This window comes from Roseibium sp. SCP15 (genome assembly GCF_040329435.1).
Classification (GTDB): Bacteria; Pseudomonadota; Alphaproteobacteria; order Rhizobiales; family Stappiaceae; genus Roseibium.
This window is the reverse complement of record NZ_JBDZYI010000002.1, coordinates 1,271,449-1,288,244: the sequence shown is the minus strand read 5'-3', so window position 1 is coordinate 1,288,244 and position 16,796 is coordinate 1,271,449. Positions and strand designations below refer to the sequence as shown.

13 protein-coding genes are annotated in these 16,796 nt (G+C 57.8%); 5 read left to right on the top strand and 8 right to left on the bottom strand.

Going from position 1 to position 16,796, the window contains the following annotated elements; genetic code table 11:
- Positions 1-62 precede the first annotated feature (62 nt).
- On the bottom strand, positions 63-1,214 hold the full coding sequence (locus ABLO27_RS13300; RefSeq protein ID WP_353033395.1) for a methyl-accepting chemotaxis protein: 1,152 nt from the start codon (positions 1,212-1,214) through the stop codon (positions 63-65).
- Between the two features lie 51 nt (positions 1,215-1,265).
- Positions 1,266-1,790 carry a PAS domain-containing protein gene (locus ABLO27_RS13295; RefSeq protein WP_353033394.1) on the bottom strand — a complete coding sequence of 175 codons (525 nt, stop codon included), beginning with the start codon at positions 1,788-1,790 and terminating at the stop codon, positions 1,266-1,268.
- A 393-nt stretch (positions 1,791-2,183) separates the two neighbouring features.
- On the opposite strand from ABLO27_RS13295, the gene ABLO27_RS13290 reads away from it, so the two are divergent.
- Together ABLO27_RS13290 and ABLO27_RS13285 are read left to right on the top strand one after the other, a co-directional pair.
- Positions 2,184-3,479 (top strand): SDR family oxidoreductase, encoded by a 1,296-nt coding sequence (locus ABLO27_RS13290; protein ID WP_353033393.1) that lies wholly within the window; start codon positions 2,184-2,186, stop codon positions 3,477-3,479.
- Positions 3,479-3,952: a DUF2269 family protein gene (locus ABLO27_RS13285; protein WP_417714776.1), complete on the top strand. Its 474-nt coding sequence runs from the start codon at positions 3,479-3,481 to the stop codon at positions 3,950-3,952. Before ABLO27_RS13290 ends, ABLO27_RS13285 begins: the two co-directional genes overlap by 1 nt.
- Positions 3,953-4,061: 109 nt before the next feature.
- On the opposite strand, the gene ABLO27_RS13280 is transcribed toward ABLO27_RS13285, so the two are convergent.
- The 6 genes from ABLO27_RS13280 to ABLO27_RS13255 form a co-directional block, all read right to left on the bottom strand.
- On the bottom strand, positions 4,062-5,576 hold the full coding sequence (locus ABLO27_RS13280; protein WP_353033391.1) for a BCCT family transporter: 1,515 nt from the start codon (positions 5,574-5,576) through the stop codon (positions 4,062-4,064).
- Positions 5,577-5,715: 139 nt separating this feature from the next.
- Positions 5,716-7,029: an NAD-dependent dihydropyrimidine dehydrogenase subunit PreA gene (preA, locus tag ABLO27_RS13275; protein ID WP_353033390.1), complete on the bottom strand. Its 1,314-nt coding sequence runs from the start codon at positions 7,027-7,029 to the stop codon at positions 5,716-5,718.
- Positions 7,022-8,410 (bottom strand): NAD(P)-dependent oxidoreductase, encoded by a 1,389-nt coding sequence (locus ABLO27_RS13270; RefSeq protein ID WP_353033389.1) that lies wholly within the window; start codon positions 8,408-8,410, stop codon positions 7,022-7,024. The genes preA and ABLO27_RS13270 overlap by 8 nt, the downstream gene beginning before the upstream one ends.
- A gap of 438 nt (positions 8,411-8,848) precedes the next feature.
- A complete protein-coding gene (locus ABLO27_RS13265; RefSeq protein ID WP_353033388.1) occupies positions 8,849-10,507 on the bottom strand; it encodes a CRTAC1 family protein in 1,659 nt (552 codons plus the stop codon).
- Positions 10,504-11,931, bottom strand: a complete 1,428-nt coding sequence (locus ABLO27_RS13260) for a di-heme oxidoredictase family protein (protein ID WP_353033387.1) — start codon at positions 11,929-11,931, stop codon at positions 10,504-10,506. The genes ABLO27_RS13265 and ABLO27_RS13260 overlap by 4 nt, the downstream gene beginning before the upstream one ends.
- A complete protein-coding gene (locus tag ABLO27_RS13255) occupies positions 11,928-13,193 on the bottom strand; it encodes an ROK family transcriptional regulator (RefSeq protein ID WP_353033386.1) in 1,266 nt (421 codons plus the stop codon). Before ABLO27_RS13255 ends, ABLO27_RS13260 begins: the two co-directional genes overlap by 4 nt.
- A 270-nt stretch (positions 13,194-13,463) precedes the next feature.
- On the opposite strand from ABLO27_RS13255, the gene xylF reads away from it, so the two are divergent.
- From xylF to ABLO27_RS13240, 3 genes are all read left to right on the top strand, one after another.
- Positions 13,464-14,495, top strand: a complete 1,032-nt coding sequence (gene xylF, locus ABLO27_RS13250) for a D-xylose ABC transporter substrate-binding protein (RefSeq protein ID WP_353033385.1) — start codon at positions 13,464-13,466, stop codon at positions 14,493-14,495.
- 135 nt (positions 14,496-14,630) lie between these two features.
- Positions 14,631-15,926 carry a sugar ABC transporter permease gene (locus ABLO27_RS13245; protein WP_353033384.1) on the top strand — a complete coding sequence of 432 codons (1,296 nt, stop codon included), beginning with the start codon at positions 14,631-14,633 and terminating at the stop codon, positions 15,924-15,926.
- A gap of 24 nt (positions 15,927-15,950) precedes the next feature.
- Entirely contained in the window at positions 15,951-16,718 is a 768-nt protein-coding gene (locus tag ABLO27_RS13240) for an ATP-binding cassette domain-containing protein (RefSeq protein WP_353033519.1), read from the top strand.
- Positions 16,719-16,796: the final 78 nt, after the last annotated feature.

Genomic DNA, 16,796 nt, shown 5'->3' with positions numbered 1-16,796 from the left:
TGTCGCCTCGGAAATCAGCAATTGGGAAAGGCCGCCCACCGGGCGGCCTTTTTTTGCGTTTGTCAGATGACTTGTCGGACCTCGGTGAGAAAGCCTGATACTTCACTGCGCAGCAGGTTGCCTTTTTCTGCAAGCGCACCGGCTGCCAGAAGCACTTCGTTCGCTTCTTTCTTGGTTTCACCGGCAACCGAGCTGATTGCTCCGATATTGGAGCTGACTTCATTGGCGCCGATTGAAGCCTGATTGATGTTTCTGGCGATCTCGGACGTTGCGGCGCCCTGTTCTTCAACGGCGGCGGATATGACCGAAGATATTTCATCGATCTTGGAGATCGTGGTGCCGATCGAATCGATGGACGCTACCGCCTGAGAGCTTGCCGACTGGATATCGCCGATCTGAAGGCCGATTTCCCGGGTTGCCTGGGCGGTCTGGCTCGCGAGCTCTTTCACTTCCGCTGCAACCACAGCAAACCCCTTGCCCATTTCCCCGGCCCGGGCAGCCTCAATACTGGCATTGAGTGCCAGAAGATTGGTCTGGTTGGCAATTTCGGTAATCAGGGACACCACTTCGCCGATTTTTTCCGAAGCATCCGACAGCGTACCTATATCCGCATTCGTTTGATCGACCTCGCCAACGGCCTGGCTGGTGATTTCCACGGACTGGCAGACCTGCTGATTGATCTCGTTGACCGATTGGGTCAGCTGTTCTGTTGCCGCGGCAACAGCGGACACGTTGACGGAGGCTTCCTCGGCGGCGGCTGCTGCCGATGAGGCTTGTTCACTTGCTGAAACCGATGAGGTGTTCATTGAACCGGCGGAAGCTTCCAGTTGTGTGGCTGCAGTTGCAACCGATTCAACGACTTCTTCCATCGTTCCTTCAAAACCCAGAACAACGTCCTTGAATGAGGTAACCCTGTCTTCCATCACCTGCATGGCGCTGTTGATCGTCTGGCTTGCCTCGCCGAAGGCGCCTGACATGCCTTTTTCGGAAATCCGGCGGAAATACTTGTTGTCGGCGACGTATTCGAGCGATGCCTTGGATTCGCGCACATAGGCGTCGGCCCGATCGATCATGCGGTTGATGGAATGAAGCAGCCGGCCGGCTTCTCCGCTTTCCGTGATGTTGATGATGCGCGCCTCGAAGTCACCTTCTGCTACCCTCTCCACAACATTCAGTGCCTTTTGAATGGCCGAGTTGTTCTTACCCATCAGCATGGTTCTTGCCCCCCAGAACAAGTGCGAAATTCAATTCAATTTTCGAAAGATCTAAAGTGTGGCTATGAACTCGTCATAGTCGACGGCGTGGTCTTCCAGCAACGATCTGATCATTGCTTTCGACGCTCGAAGACCGCTCTTGCGGTCCTGGTGTCCGCGCTCTTCGGCCAGCAGGTTATCGTAAAGCGGCATGATCGCGGTCTCCAGCACCTTTCGGTCAGGGACACGGCGATTGGAATGGTAGCCGACAACCGTCCCGCCCTTGTCCCTGCTGGGTGTCACATGCGCGTGGACCCAATAGTGGTCACCGTTCTTGCAGCGGTTCTTGACGTAGGCGAAAATCTCCCGGCCTGACTGAATCGTTTCCCAAAGCAAATCGAAGATGCAGCGCGGCATGTCGGGATGACGGATCAGACTGTGAGGTTGTCCGAGACATTCCTTTTCCGTGTATCCGGCAACTCGCAGAAAAACATCATTGCAATAGGTGATGCGGCCCTTGAGGTCGGTTTTGCTGACGATGATCTCGTTTTCATCAAAAAAGCGCTCAACGTCAGTGAGAAACACGTCGTTTCGCAATTGGTTGCTCCGTAATATACAAAGATTCCAGTCTCAAACAGAATGGCAAGAACTCAGGGTTGCATTAGTAGAAAGTTTCTCTTTTAAATATTACGTTGAGTTCCGTAAACTGCTTCGAATACATTGTTAGAAATACTGTGATTAATTGCCGGTTAACGCTACGTAGATAATTGTCAAAAACTGCATTTTATCGTAGGTAATTCTACGTAAAGAAGAAGTGATTACCTAGGGTAATGTTGAGGTATTCGCTAGGTTGCAACAGCAGAAACACAGGTCGGCAGCAGGATTTCAAGCAGCAACCTGTGAGGTTGCGGGTGGAAATTACCACTTTGTATTTTACTCGTCGGACGGCCCGGCCTAAAACCCAAAGAAAACCGGGCAGGATATCGGGGCATGAAAAAAGCAGTCGTTCTTGGGGCTTACGGCTTTATTGGAGCTGCTTGCGTCCGCGCGCTGCAAACGGCCGGCTATGAAGTAACCGCCGTCGGCCGTTCAAGGAACGCGGCGTTTCGGGCATTCCCGGACCTGTCCTGGGTACTTGAAGATATTGCAAACTGTTCGGTCGAGCGCTGGAAGACGGTGTTTCGGGATGCGAACGTTGTCGTGAACGCCTCAGGGGCTCTGCAGGATGGTGCCCGGGATGATCTTGTGGCAATTCACGAAACCGCTGTGGAGCGGCTTCTCGAGGCGCTGACGGGAACGCAGACCAGATTGGTGCAGATATCGGCCGCCGGTGTTTCGCTTGATGCTCCGACAGATTTCTTCCGGACAAAGGCCAGAGGGGATCAGCTGATCTCGGCTTCCGAGATCGACTGGATTGTTCTGCGCCCGGTTCTGGTGCTCGGAGCAGAAGCCTATGGGGGAACCGCTTTGCTGCGGGCGGTCGCGGCCCTGCCGGTCGTCGGAGCAAAGGTCTTCCCGAACGCCCCGGTTCAAACGGTACATCTTGATGACGTCGCCAGCGCCGTTGTCCAGGCCGCGGAAGGTGAACTTGGAAGCCGGTTGGTAGCGGATCTGACGGAAGACGGGTGCTGGTCCTTTCATGATCTGACGGTACGGATCAGATCGTGGCTGGGCTTTCCGTCATGGCGCATTGTGGTGACCGTTCCTGAAAGCGCTGTTTCACTGCTGGGTAAGGGCGCTGATGCCCTGGGATGGTTCGGCTGGCGCTCACCTTTCAGAACGAATGCGCTGGTGTCGCTGGACAATGGAATTCGAGGAGACGCAACGGCATGGAATGAGCGCGGTGGCCGCCCCGTGAAACCCCTTGAGGAGACGTTGCAGCATCTGGAAGCGACCGCGCAGGAACGGGCATTTGCGCGCCTTTATCTCTTGTTGCCGCTCGCGATTGCATGCCTGGCGGTTTTTTGGGGTCTGTCGGGTTTGATCGGGCTGGTGTCCTTCGAGGCGGCGGCAGCGGTGCTTACCGACCGCGGCCTGTCTTCTGGCTTTGCGAAGACTGCCGTCTCCTTGGGAGCGGTTATGGATCTTGCCCTGGCAGGAGCCGTGCTGTGGCGACCGTGGACACGGCTTGCTTGCTTGGGAATGATTGTCGTTTCGCTGGCTTATCTTGTGGGGGCAACGGTTTGGGCGCCTTCGCTTTGGGTAGATCCGTTGGGACCATTGGTGAAGGTTTTTCCGGCCATGGTGCTGTCCATGTTCGTGGCCATGCTTGTGGAGACACGGTGATGATCTACGACCTGTTGCGCTATGCCCATGTGATCGGTGCATGTGTGCTGCTGGGGACGGGCGCGGGCATCGCTTTTTTCATGGTGATGTCCAACAGGTCGCAAAATCCGGTGCTGATCGCGCATGTCGCCGGGATTGTTGTCCTTGCCGACACGGTGTTCACGGCAACCGCGGCGGTCTTTCAACCGGTCACGGGGTATCTGCTTGCCCGCGAAACCGGCTGGCCGATCCTGGAAGGCTGGGTTCTGGCCTCCCTTTGCCTTTATGTGTTTGTCGGGATGTTCTGGCTTCCGGTTGTCTGGATCCAGATCAGGATGCGCCGTTTGGCACTGGCTGCAGCAGAAATGCAGACAGAATTGCCTGCCACCTATCACAGGCTTTATCGCGTCTGGTTTGCCTTTGGGTTTCCGGCCTTCTTCGCGGTTCTTGCCATCGTATGGCTCATGTTGACCAAACCGGACCCGCTCTTTTAGGCGCGGTGTCCGGCTTCATTCAGGCTTGTCCGGCTCCTTGCGCATGATCAGCCAGATCATTGCGCCGATGAAGGCGAAGGCGCCGAGGTTCAAAACAGTATCGAGCGGATCACCGATCAGCATGTGAAGCCTCCGTTCTGCTGTCCAGGATAAGAGCTCTGACGAGGCAGGCCAGCAACAGGCCAGTGATGAGCACGAATGGCAGCGCGCCCAGTGCGATCAGGGTCTTCATGGCCTGGGCGGAGCCGGACAGGATCATGGCTGCCCCCAGGACACCGAGCAGTCCACCCCAGATAACCCTGACCTTTGCACTGGGGTTGGGATTGCCCCCTGTCGAAAACATGCCAAGTACAAACGCTGCGCTAACGACGCTTGTGACAATGAACAGGAAAGCGGCGGCGATGGTCGCAAGCGTGGTGATGGTTGAAAGCGGAAGCCTGTCGAGAAGGGCAAAGGTCATCCGCTCGACATTGGTCTGGGTCATGGCAAGCAATTCCCCCTGACCGTTCAACGCTTCGAAAAGTCCGACACCGCCAAAGGCGCCGAACCAGATGGTGGAGAACAACGTGGGCCCGATCAAAACGCCAAGCACGAACTCGCGGATCGTTCGTCCTCTTGAAATCCGGGCCACGAAAACGCCAACAAACGGTCCCCAGGCGATCCACCAGACCATGTAGGTAAGTGTCCAGTCCTGGAACCAGCGGCTCGCTTCATCGCCGAAAAAGGTGAACGTTTGAAGGCCTCGTGGAACGACTTCGGCAACGTAAAGGCCAATTCCGCTGACGATCGAGTTCATCAGGTATTCGGTTGGCCCGAGAATGATGGTGTAGGCGACGAGGCCGATGGCAAGGCACATGGCAATGTTGGAAAGGCGCGCCATGCCGCTGCCAAGATCCACCAGGAGCGGCGGAATATAGGCAGCCACCATGATCAGGAACACAGCTCCGATCATGAACGGTGTCGCGGTCTCACCGCCCGTGAGGACGGAAACTCCGTCCGCCACCTGATAAACGCCCATGGCAACCGAACCGCCGACACCGATCGCAATCGCGGCAATGGCCATGAAATCAGAGAACCAGCCGACAACTGACGCCCAGGTTTCACCCGGAAACAGATTCTTGACTGGCGCGCTCACCAGCATCGGTGTGCCTCGCCGAAAACTGAAATAGGCGATCGTGAGCGCTGTCGTTCCGTAAATCGCCCAGGCGTGAATGCCCCAGTTGAAGTTTGCAGCCAGCAGGGCCTGCTCGGCCGCGAGCGGTGCGGGCAACGCCTCCTTGGCAAAGTAGAAATGCGTGAGCGGTTCGGCGACCGCCCAGAACAGCAGACCGACGCCCATTCCGGCTGCAAACAGCATCGCTATCCAGGTGGGGGTGGAGTATTCCGGCCGATCCGTGTCCTTGCCGAGCCGCAAGTCACCGAAGCGGGTGAAAGTCAGGCCAAGGCAAAACAGCAGCATGACCGTCACGGACAGCATGACGAACCAGCCACGGCTGAAGAAATACTGATCGACAATGATCTTGGCCAGGGCCAGCAGCCCCGCCGGGTCAACAACGCCCCAAACACCGATTACGGCACAAAGGCTCAAGGATGTCGCCAGAAGCAACCGGGAACTCTGCATCATACCCCCTCGGGAAAAGTCCTCGGTTACAGGCTACCGGCGCAAGCATTTGAACGCAAAGGTTGCTTTTGCGAACGGGAAATGAAAATGCGCAGGCAAATTCTGGATTTGCCTGCGCATGATATTGAAGTGGCCGGAGGTGTTACTCCGCAGCTTCCTTGACCGCCATCGGATTGTTCGGATGGGTGGTCCAGTTGGCGTAGTCCTCTTCCACTTTCTTTTTCGTCCGTGGATCGGTGCTGCCGGGGTCCATCGCCTCCATGGAAATGCAGTTCTCGACCGGGCAGACGTTGACGCACAGGTTACAGCCGACGCATTCCTCGTCGATCACCTCGAACATGCGTTCGCCATTCACCATGTTGGTGATCGCCTGGTGAGACGTGTCTTCGCAGGCGATGTGGCACCGGCCACACTTGATGCAGAGGTCCTGGTCGATCTTCGCCTTGGCAATGTAGTTCAGGTTGAGATACTGCCAGTCGGAGACATTCGGGACTGCACTGCCGACAAACTGGTCGACGGAGGTGTATCCCTTGCTGTCCATCCAGTCGCTCAGACCATCGATCATGTCTTCGACAACCTTGAAACCATAGGTCATCGCTGCGGTACAGACCTGTACCGAGCCTGCGCCAAGGGCCATGAACTCGGCGGCATCGCGCCAGTCGGTCACGCCGCCGATACCGGAAATCGGCAAACCATGCGTTGCCGGATCGCGGGCGATCTCCGCAACCATGTTGAGTGCGATCGGCTTGACCGCCGGGCCGCAATAGCCGCCGTGAGCGCCCTTGCCGTCAACCGACGGGGAAGGGGACATGATATCGAGATCGACGCCCATGATGGAGTTGATCGTGTTGATCAGCGAGACGGCGTCTGCGCCTCCTGCCTTGGCAGCTTGCGCTGGTTTACGCACATCGGTGATGTTCGGCGTCAGCTTGACGATGCATGGCATGCGTGAATGCTGCTTCACCCAACGGGTGACCATCTCGATATATTCCGGCACCTGTCCGACGGCAGATCCCATGCCGCGTTCACTCATGCCGTGCGGACAGCCGAAGTTCAGCTCAACACCGTCGGCTTCGGTCTCTTCGACGCGTTTGAGGATGTCGATCCAATTCTGCTCCTCACACGGCACCATCAAGGAGACAACCAGTGCCCGGTCAGGCCAGTCGCGCTTGACCTGCTTGATTTCCTGCAGGTTCACTTCCAGCGGACGGTCGGTGATCAGCTCGATGTTGTTGAGGCCGGCCAACTGACGGTCCTTGCCGTGAATGGCGCCGTAGCGCGGGCCGTTCACGTTGACGACGGCAGGATCTTCCCCAAGCGTTTTCCAGACGACACCGCCCCACCCAGCCTTGAAGGCCCGAACGACGTTGTATTCCTTGTCTGTCGGCGGCGCGGAAGCCAACCAGAACGGGTTCGGCGATTTGATGCCGATAAAATTTGTACGCAAGTCAGCCATACTTGCTCTCCCTCGAATCCGTGGCGCCGAGCGATTGTTCGCTCAAGGCGGCATTGATGCTTTCAGCGGCGATTTTTCCGTCCTCTACGGCTGCGACCGTCAGGTCCTCGCCGCCGAGTACGCAGTCGCCCCCGGCCCATACGTCGGGAAGGTTGGTCTTGCGGTCATCGTCAACAACGATCCGGCCCTTCTCCAGGGACAGCGCATCGCCGAGGTCGGCCTGCACGAGTTTTTGACCGACTGCCTTGAACACCATGTCGGCAGGCATCGTGACGGTCTGTCCCGTACCGTTCAGACGGCCATCCTGCTCTTCGGTACGCTCAAGTTCAATGCCGGTCACGGAGCCATTTTCCGTCACCAGTGCCTTCGGTTGCGCCCAGGTCAGGATACGGACACCGCTTGTCTGTGCAAGCTGCTGCTCGTATTCCGAAGCATTCATCCGGTCCTGCCCGCGCCGATACGCGATCGTTACATCTTCGGCACCCAGCAGCTTGGTTTGAACCGCGATGTCGACCGCGGTCATACCGCCTCCGATCACAACGATCCTGCGGCCGACGGGAAGCTTGGCAAGCTCCTTGGCCTGACGCAGGTCGGCGATGTAGTCAACGGCGTCCAGCGATCCGGCCTTGTCTTCGCCATCGAGGCCCAGGGCGTTCACACCGCCAAGGCCGATTCCCAGGAAAACGGCATCATAGGTAGAGCGCAGGTCTCCAAGATCCAGGTTATCGCCAAGGCGCATGCCGCTTTTCACTTCGATCCCGCCAATGGACAGGACGAATTCGACTTCGCGCTGCGCGAAATTGTCGACGGATTTATAAGAGGCGATACCATATTCGTTCAGCCCACCGGCCTTTTCGCGGGCGTCGAACAAGGTGACGTCGTGGCCGTGAACAGCGAGGCGATGGGCACAGGAAAGCCCAGCCGGTCCGGCGCCGACAACGGCGATTTTCTTGCCGGTTGGCGCAGCGCGCGTGAACGGTGTGCTGTCGTTCTCGCTCATGTAGTGGTCAGTGGCGAAGCGTTGCAGCTCGCCGATCTTTACCGGTTTGCCTTCGGCAACTTCCCTGACACACACCTGTTCGCACAGGGTTTCAGTCGGGCAGACGCGGGCGCACATGCCGCCCAGGATGTTCTGCTCGAAGATCGTCTTCGCCGATCCGGTCGGGTTGCCCGTCGAGATCTGGCGGATGAACTGGGGAATGTCGATGCTTGTAGGGCAGGCCTGCATGCAGGGCGCATCGTAGCAGAAGTAACAGCGGTCAGCTTCGACGCTGGCTTCATGCGGCGCCAGCAACGGATGCAGATCACTGAAATTCTCTGCGTACGCGTCCTCAGGCAAGCGTCCGGCGGCGATGTCCGGGCCGGCTTTGGTCTGGGTCATGGAGATCTCCGGAAGGTTGGCGATCAATTTTCAAGGTGGCCACCTTCGTTTTTTGAGGCAGCTCATGACCCTATTGGGCAAAAATTTGAACAGTTAGTCAAATATTTTTAGAACAATTATAAACTTGAGGAAAAGTATCAGAAATTAAATTACTGAAAACACAGCAGCTTACGACAAATCTGAGTAGAAAATTTATCGGCCTTGAAGAGCCAGATTTTGAGGATTTTCCATCCGGGATGATCAAAATCTCGCCAAATCGGCCGGTGCACACCCGCCCCAGAAGATCCAATCAAGTAGTGAAAGAGATCTGCCTGCAGGTGCTGACCAACACGTTTCAAGCGAGCGATGGCTTGAGCGGCATAAGGGGAAGGCGATATTGGAAGTGCGCACCGGCCGTAGGGTAGCGCTTCCAGATCGCGCAGTTCCGTCTTCTTCCGCTCACCTGGGATACCAGAGCCGAGCCTTTTCGGCCCCTCTTTCGATAATGACGTGGCCATTGGCGAAGACCCGGTAGCTGTGGCTCCAGTCACCATCCGGCCACTTGATGCGAACATTTGCGCGCTCTGCGACACCGAGACCGAAATGGACGAAACCCATCTGGCCAGAGGCATGACCTGCACCGACCTGGATATCCTTGACCATTGTCCGGTTACCGGTCTTCACGCTGATCTTGGCACCAACCGCTCTGGAATTCGGTTCTCCGGGTTGGCGAATGTCCACCGCCAGCCAATTGCCGAGAGGTCTCGGTTTCTCAGCTGTTCCCTGGCCAACATTGCGGAAGAGACTGGCGGGGGCAGCCCGGTTGACGACAACGAGATCCAGAAGACCGTCTGCATTGAAATCTGCCAGGCCCGCTCCACGGCCGCGCCGGTCCAGGGCAATCCCGGCCTGATCGCCTGTCTCGACGAATTTGCCGGTCCACTGGCCGATAAGAAGGTTGTCGGGATCGTAGGCTGCGAAGTCCGGCATGGCCTCGACATTGCCTTTTGCGATGAAAAGATCCCAGAGCCCGTCATTGTTGACGTCCTGAAACTCCGAGTGCCAGCCGGTGGAAGGCTTCAGGTCCTCGCCGGCGTAGGGGCGGTGGGCGGTGACCCCGAGGTCAAAGGCTATGTCCTGATAGACCGGAACGGTCTCATCCGATTCGTCATCAAGTTTCTGCAGCTTGGTATCACCCATGCTTGTCAGCGCGTATTCGGGATATCCGTCGACATCCAGGTCGACCGAGGCGATTCCCATGCCCCATATTTTCAGGTGTTGCCAGCCGTCGGTTTTGCGGTACGGCCGTGGCGGACGCCCCGGGGGCACGGCCCAGAGTTGTTCCTCACCGCCCCGGTAGTAATGACGGTCATTCGAGATGCGCAGATCAGCCTCACCGGACCGGTTCCAGTCAGTGAAAAGGATCGACAAGGTGCAGTAGCCGGGAGAAAGCCGCGTTGCTTCCGGGTAGCCTGCTCCTCTCTCAGCGGTCGCTTCTGGCCGGAACAGGAAGTTGTCGTGGCACGTGCCCCAGGGCGAACCTGGAGCGGAACGATCGACATAATTGCCGAAGGCAAGGGTCGGAAATTTCTGTTCCGGTTCGAATGTGGCGGAAAATGCCGTGGTCCATTCCCGGCCACCATCAAAAGCAAGCGCGCGATTGGCCACCTCGAATGTGCAGTCGCCTTTGCCCTGCAGGATCAGGTTCTCACCAAGGCGCAGAAGAACCAGATCCAGCACGTCGTCATTGTTGATGTCCAGCGGATAGGCACCGAGAACCTTGCGCAACTGCTTGTCGGTCAAACCGCTGTCGACCTGTTCGAACGCGAGCGCGCCACCTGTCGGACTGGCGTTTCTGTAAAGACCTGCAGGGTTCTTGCCACCTGCAAGAAACAGGTCTGGCAGCCGGTCATTGTTGCAATCGAATATTGCGGTGCCACCACCCACGAAATATTCCCACGCGCCGTCATATGTATGATAGATGCCGGCCGCCCCGGCTTCTTCAACGAATTGGGGAACGGGAGCAAGTGACGTTTCGCGGCCTTCTTCTGCAATTGCCGGAGCGGCGGCAAGCCCGGCAAGCAGCACCCCTGACAGCAAAAGACTGAAGTGTTTCATTCTGCAATCTCCAGGCTGCGCAGGAAGGCAATGACAGATTGCCGGTCGGTTTCGCTCAGGTCGGCGTATGTTTTTCGGCTTCCGCTTGCCTCACCGCCATGTGCCCGGATGACCTCGTCAAGCGTCGTCAGATCACCTCTGTGCCCGTAAGGGGCCGTGCTGCCAATTCCCCAGAGTTCGGCGGTGATGAATACATCCCGAGCCACAAATCTCTGTGCCAGCAGCTCGTTGCCAAACGTGTCATTGCCTGCATCGGCTATCTTGTGGCGTTTCAGGTCGCCATAGAGCGGCACGAGAACCCGCCCTTCTTCATCCCGGGGCAAATCCTGCACCCAGTCGAGTGTGGCAAGATCCAGAGCAAGCGGCGTTTTCAGGTCGCTTTGGCGCAAGGTGCCCGCCGTGTCGAACGGCCCCGGATCGTAAAACACGAGGCTTTCAAGTGGAAGAGACGGAACATGGCAGGAGGCGCAGCCGATTTCGCTGAACAGAATTTCACCCTTGTCCGCTGCATCCTGCCAGATATCCGGCAAATCCACTTTCTGCGTCGGTGCCGGCAAGGTTGCCTGCCAGGCGACAAGCGCCGAAACCTGTCCGGGGCTCATTTCGTTTTCATAACCGTCGGCGTCGAAGTCGGTGGAGCCCGTCCATTCCGGGCCGAAGCGCTCGCTTGGTTGAATGCCGTGATGAGCGTTCATGGCATTGACGGTGAATTGCCGAAGCGACGAAAAGACACCCTTCTGGCTGAAGGGGCGCAGGGTCAGATCGTCATCGATCCCATCAAGTCCCGACACATCCAGGGTTCCATCAGGATAAGCCGTCAAAGTTCCGAACGAGATGCCTTTGGTCAGAAGGTCAACCTTGACCGGCTCACCAACCGTCCGGGCCTGTTCCAGCAGGTTCTGACGCTGCGCACGCAAATCGACGGTCATTTCCCGGGCAAGCAGCTCGATCAGTCCTGCGCCCTGAATGGCATTGGTGTTGCGCTCGTTGGAAAACTGCGGATCTATCGTGTCGAAATCGGCACTCTCGAAGCCCTCGGAAACGAAGACATTTGCTGTAAAAGCCCCGGAACCGCCGATGGCCGGTTCATTATGGCACGAGGAACAGGCGTTGGCGTCCGGTCCGGCGAGGCGCTGAAACGCCAGATGAGATTGCCGGCGAACTTTCGTCGGAACGATTGCACCCGTCGCGTCCGGTCTTCCCGCTCCATCCTGTGTGGTGAATTTGGCGGAAAACAGCTGTTCTCCGAGCGGTTGGAGAATGGCAATCGGGTCCTGACCGGAGGCCGCCAGCGCATCTATGTCGACGTCTTCCTGAATGGCCTTTTCGCTCCAGGGGGGCAGGTCCGGGTCTGCCTGCGCAATGGACGGCAGGCCGACGCCTGCAGCCAGGACGGCCACGGACAATCTGGATGCCCGGGTCATGCCGGGATCTCCGAACTATCTGTTCTGGACACGCGGCTAGAAGCAGGCGTCGCGTTGCCCAGAAAGTCCTTGTCGAGCCGCTCCATGGACTGGGCGATCAGACCGCTGCGGATGAAATCCTCATTCCAGGGCATGACATCCAGCGAGAAGTTGTTTCTGAGATCGGCAACAAGCGCCTCCTCAAGACCTTCCCACATGCCCTTTTCCATGAACGAAAAGGCGCGCATCGCGGCACCGGTCAGGACAAGCCGTTTCGGGTCGATCATCGCGATCACACGGGCGAGGCCGTAACCCAGAACGCGGCCGGCTTCATGAAATGCCTTGAGGGCGTTTTCATCACCTGAACTTGCAAGTTCGATCAGCCTGGCAAGACCGCTCACACCCGCTTCGATGGAAATCGGATCGGTGTTTTCAGGTAGATGGGATGCGGCTCGAACGAGCGCGTAGTCTGACAGGTAAGCTTCCAGGCATCCCTTCTTGCCGCAGCGGCAAAGCGCACCACCTGGAATGTGGTTGGCATGGCCGAATTCGGCTGCCGTGCCGCTGGCGCCGGCAAACAGCTGATTGTTCAGATAAAGCCCCATACCGACACCGTAATCCAGCATGATCACGGCGAATGTTCCGCTGTACCGATTGGGATCGGACCAGTGCAGCGCCTCGGTTATCATATTGGTATCGTTGGAGATATAGCACTCGGCACCAAAAGCGGACTGCAGCGGTTTTACGACCGGTATCTTGCGACCGGCAAAGGCCGGGCTCCAGGCTACGACACCCGTTTCCGTTTCGACAACACCCTGTGCCGCAACGCCGATCTCCCGCACCCTGGAGGGGCCTATCCCGGCTTCCTGCAGAAACAGTCTGATGGCGTCCGTCAGCGTTTTTGGAAAACTGGCGGCATCCGCGCTCGCACTGTCGAAATGCGTGCGCTTTTCCCGAGTGACTTCACCGGAAAAATTCACCAACGACATGTCGATGTTGTTGACCGAAAGCCGGACACCGACGGTGTAGACCGCGTCCGGATTGAGTTTCAGCAAGGTGCGCGGCCGACCGCGCGCCTGCGGTGTTTTGGGCTCTTCGCTTTCCAGACTGAGAATCAATCCCTGGTCCAGAAGGTCGGAGGTGATGGCCGTCACGGTCGCAGGGCTGAGCCGTGTCATCTGGCCGAGATCGATCCGAGCCATCGGACCGTTCCGGCGCAGGGCCTGTAGAACAATACTTCTGTTTTGTCGCCGGATCTGATCCCGGTCCGCCTTGCGTGTCATGCTCGCTCAGCTCTTCCCTCGGTGTTTCCTCTGTCCCGGTTTTTTCCCGGTTTTCCTGCTCTTCTACGGGAATTTCAAGTCCCGTGGAGCAGAGTTTTGCAAAACCATGTTGACAGGAGCCGCGCTTTCCTGCAACTTTTTTTCGGACACTAAAAAAAATAACAACAAGGTTGTCCTATTTGCAGGCGCCTCAAAAAGGCCCTTGCTAAACAGACGCATTTTAGGCGCAGCAGCTCGACGTATGCTGTGCCAACTGGAGGAAACATCGCAATGCGTAAGATTACCACTTTGCTGGCGGGCGCCCTATTGTCCGCGACTGCACTGACAGCCGCCCAGGCTTCCGACATCGTTGTCGGAGTGAGCTGGTCGAACTTCCAGGAAGAACGCTGGAAGACCGACGAAGCAGCCATCAAGGGTGCTCTGGAAGCTGCCGGCGCCAAGTATATTTCCGCTGACGCACAGAGCTCTTCTGCCAAGCAGCTGTCCGACGTTGAAGCGCTGATCGCACAGGGTGCCAATGCCCTGATCATCCTGGCTCAGGACGCTCAGGCTATCGGTCCGGCTGTTCAGGCTGCTGCCGACGAAGGCATTCCGGTTGTCGGTTACGACCGCCTCATCGACGATCCGCGTGCTTTCTACCTGACTTTCGACAACGTCGAAGTCGGCCGTATGCAGGCCGCTGAGGTTCTGGCCGCCGCGCCGAAGGGCAACTACGTCATGATCAAGGGGTCCCCGACTGACCCGAATGCGGACTTCCTCCGCGGTGGTCAGCAGGAAGTTCTGCAGGCTGCGATCGACACCGGTGACGTCAAGATTGTCGGTGAAGCCTATACCGATGGCTGGTTGCCGGCGAACGCTCAGCGCAACATGGAACAGATCCTGACCGCCAACGACAACAAGGTTGATGCTGTTGTTGCTTCCAACGACGGTACCGCTGGTGGTGTTGTCGCAGCTCTGACGGCTCAGGGCATGGAAGGCATTCCGGTTTCAGGTCAGGACGGCGACCATGCCGCTCTGAACCGCGTTGCCAAGGGCACACAGACTGTTTCGGTCTGGAAAGACGCGCGTGAACTCGGCAAGGAAGCCGGTGAGATCGCCGTTGCACTGGCAGACGGTGCTGAAATGTCCGACGTTCCGGGCGCAGCCAAATGGACTTCCCCGGGTGGCACCGAGCTGACCGCCAAGTTCCTGGCTCCGTTGCCGGTCACCAAGGATAACCTGACCGCCGTCGTCGACGCTGGCTGGATCTCCAAGGACGATCTCTGCCAGGGCGTTTCAAACGGCCCGGCGCCTTGTAACTAATAACAGTACGCTTTAAGCGCGGCCCCGGTTATTCTAAGGAACCGGGGCCAAATCAGGGTTGACTGCCACTGCAGTCCCCCCGGGACAGGCCACCCGATGCGAAAGCGTAATGGTCTCCAAGCAGGAGTAACCTCTATGTCCGACACCGCACTGCCTGGGTCGAAAAACCCGGCAGCACGAAACTTCTTTGCCGCGTTGCAGCTCGACACGCGCCTATTGGGCATGATCGGAGCGTTTATCGTTCTGTGCCTGGTGTTCAACGTGTTCACGGACGGCCGGTTCCTTACACCGCGCAACATCTTCAACCTGACGATCCAGACCGTTTCCGTCGCCATCATGGCAACGGGCATGGTGTTCGTCATCGTCACCCGTCACATCGACCTGTCGGTCGGGTCTCTGCTGGCAACCGTTGCGGCGGTCATGGCTGTGGTTCAGACGGACATCCTCGCCCATCCGGACGTTCTCGGTCTCGGGCATCCCGCGATCTGGGTAATCGCTCTCATTGCCGGTATCTTCGTGGGCGTGGCCATCGGCGCTTTCCAGGGCTGGATGATCGGCTATCTGGGCATTCCTGCCTTCATTGTCACTCTGGGCGGTCTTCTCGTCTGGCGGAATGTTGCCTGGTTCATCACCTCGGGCCAGACCATAGGTCCGCTCAACGAAACCTTCACCATGCTCGGCGGCATCGGCGGCACCATGGGGGAAAGTGCGTCCTGGATCTTCGGCATTCTTGCCGTTGGCATGTCGCTGTGGCTGCAGATCGGCTCACGCAGGCGCAAGGCATCGCACGGGTTTCCGGTCAAGCCGGCCTGGGCTGAAGTCACAATTGGAGCGATCACCACGATCGCAATCATGGGATTTGTCGCTGTCCTGAACGCCTATCACATCCCCAAGGCTCGTCTCAGAAGGATGTTTGAAGCGGCTGGTGAAACGATGCCTGAGGGCCTGACTGTCGGCTATGGCATTCCTTATTCCGTGGTTCTTCTCATTCTGGTGGCTGTTGCCATGACCGTCACCGCGCGTCGCACGCGGTTGGGTCGATACATCTTCGCAACAGGCGGCAATCCGGATGCGGCGGAGCTCTCGGGCATCAACACCCGTTTCCTTACGGTGAAGATCTTCGCCATCATGGGTGGATTGTGTGCGCTGGCAGCCGCGGTTGCCTCGGCACGTCTCGGCTTTTCGACCAATGACATCGGTACGCTTGATGAGCTTCGGGTGATTGCGGCAGCGGTGATCGGCGGCACGGCACTGGCCGGTGGTGTCGGTACGATCTATGGCGCAATTCTCGGTGCCCTGATCATGCAGTCACTGCAGTCGGGCATGGCCATGGTCGGTGTCGACGCTCCGCTTCAGAATATTGTTGTTGGCACCGTGCTGGTTCTCGCCGTTCTGGTCGACATCATCTACCGCAAGCGCACGGGAGAATAAGCGATGGCAACCCCTCTCGTAGAAATGAAAGACATGTGCATCTCCTTTGGCGGGGTGCACGCCGTGGATCATGTTTCCGTTGATCTTTACCCTGGCGAAGTGGTCGGCCTGCTCGGTCACAACGGTGCGGGCAAATCGACGCTGATCAAGATCCTCTCGGGGGCGTACAAAGCCGATAGTGGAGAGATCCGCATCAATGGTGAAGAGGTCCACATTCACTCACCACGGGACGCTCGGGCGCAGAACATCGAAACGATCTACCAGACCCTTGCGCTGGCGGATAACCTCGATGCGGCATCGAACCTGTTTCTCGGCCGTGAATTGACGTCGCCTCTCGGCTTTGTCGACGACGACAAGATGGAAGCCGAAACCCGCAAGATCATGGGCCGGCTCAATCCGAACTTCAAAAAGTTCCATGCACCTGTGAAAGCCCTGTCCGGTGGTCAGCGCCAGTCAGTGGCAATTGCCCGTGCGGTCTACTTCAATGCCAAGATCCTGATCATGGATGAGCCGACAGCTGCGCTCGGTGTACATGAAACCCAGATGGTGGCGGAGTTGATCCAGGAGCTGAAAAAGCAGGGGCTCGGCATCTTCCTGATCAGCCATGACATTCATGACGTGTTCCAGCTTTGCGATCGGATCGCAGTCATGAAAAACGGTCAGTTGGTCGGCACCGCCAAGACAACCGATGTGACGGACGACGATGTCCTCGGAATGATCATCCTTGGCAAATGCCCTGAAGGCGCGACCCCGGGCCCCGGTGCTCTTGTCGATGATACCGTGCTCGGGTAAACCGAATTGGTCCCGCGGGCGTCAGCCCGCGGGGTCTGTCTGCCGGAAAAGGGCGTAAGCTTTTGTTCCGGCACGTAT

Excerpts from the sequence above, each read along its gene's own strand:
- ABLO27_RS13300 (WP_353033395.1), bottom strand. The coding sequence starts at position 1,214 with ATGCTGATGGGTAAGAACAACTCGGCCATTCAAAAGGCACTGAATGTT.
- ABLO27_RS13240 (WP_353033519.1), top strand. The coding sequence starts at position 15,951 with ATGAAAGACATGTGCATCTCCTTTGGCGGGGTGCACGCCGTGGATCAT.
- ABLO27_RS13270 (WP_353033389.1), bottom strand. The coding sequence starts at position 8,410 with ATGACCCAGACCAAAGCCGGCCCGGACATCGCCGCCGGACGCTTGCCT.
- ABLO27_RS13255 (WP_353033386.1), bottom strand. The coding sequence starts at position 13,193 with ATGACACGCAAGGCGGACCGGGATCAGATCCGGCGACAAAACAGAAGT.
- ABLO27_RS13260 (WP_353033387.1), bottom strand. The coding sequence starts at position 11,931 with ATGACCCGGGCATCCAGATTGTCCGTGGCCGTCCTGGCTGCAGGCGTC.
- ABLO27_RS13280 (WP_353033391.1), bottom strand. The coding sequence starts at position 5,576 with ATGATGCAGAGTTCCCGGTTGCTTCTGGCGACATCCTTGAGCCTTTGT.
- ABLO27_RS13245 (WP_353033384.1), top strand. The coding sequence starts at position 14,631 with ATGTCCGACACCGCACTGCCTGGGTCGAAAAACCCGGCAGCACGAAAC.
- ABLO27_RS13285 (WP_417714776.1), top strand. The coding sequence starts at position 3,479 with ATGATCTACGACCTGTTGCGCTATGCCCATGTGATCGGTGCATGTGTG.
- ABLO27_RS13290 (WP_353033393.1), top strand. The coding sequence starts at position 2,184 with ATGAAAAAAGCAGTCGTTCTTGGGGCTTACGGCTTTATTGGAGCTGCT.
- preA (WP_353033390.1), bottom strand. The coding sequence starts at position 7,029 with ATGGCTGACTTGCGTACAAATTTTATCGGCATCAAATCGCCGAACCCG.
- xylF (WP_353033385.1), top strand. The coding sequence starts at position 13,464 with ATGCGTAAGATTACCACTTTGCTGGCGGGCGCCCTATTGTCCGCGACT.
- ABLO27_RS13265 (WP_353033388.1), bottom strand. The coding sequence starts at position 10,507 with ATGAAACACTTCAGTCTTTTGCTGTCAGGGGTGCTGCTTGCCGGGCTT.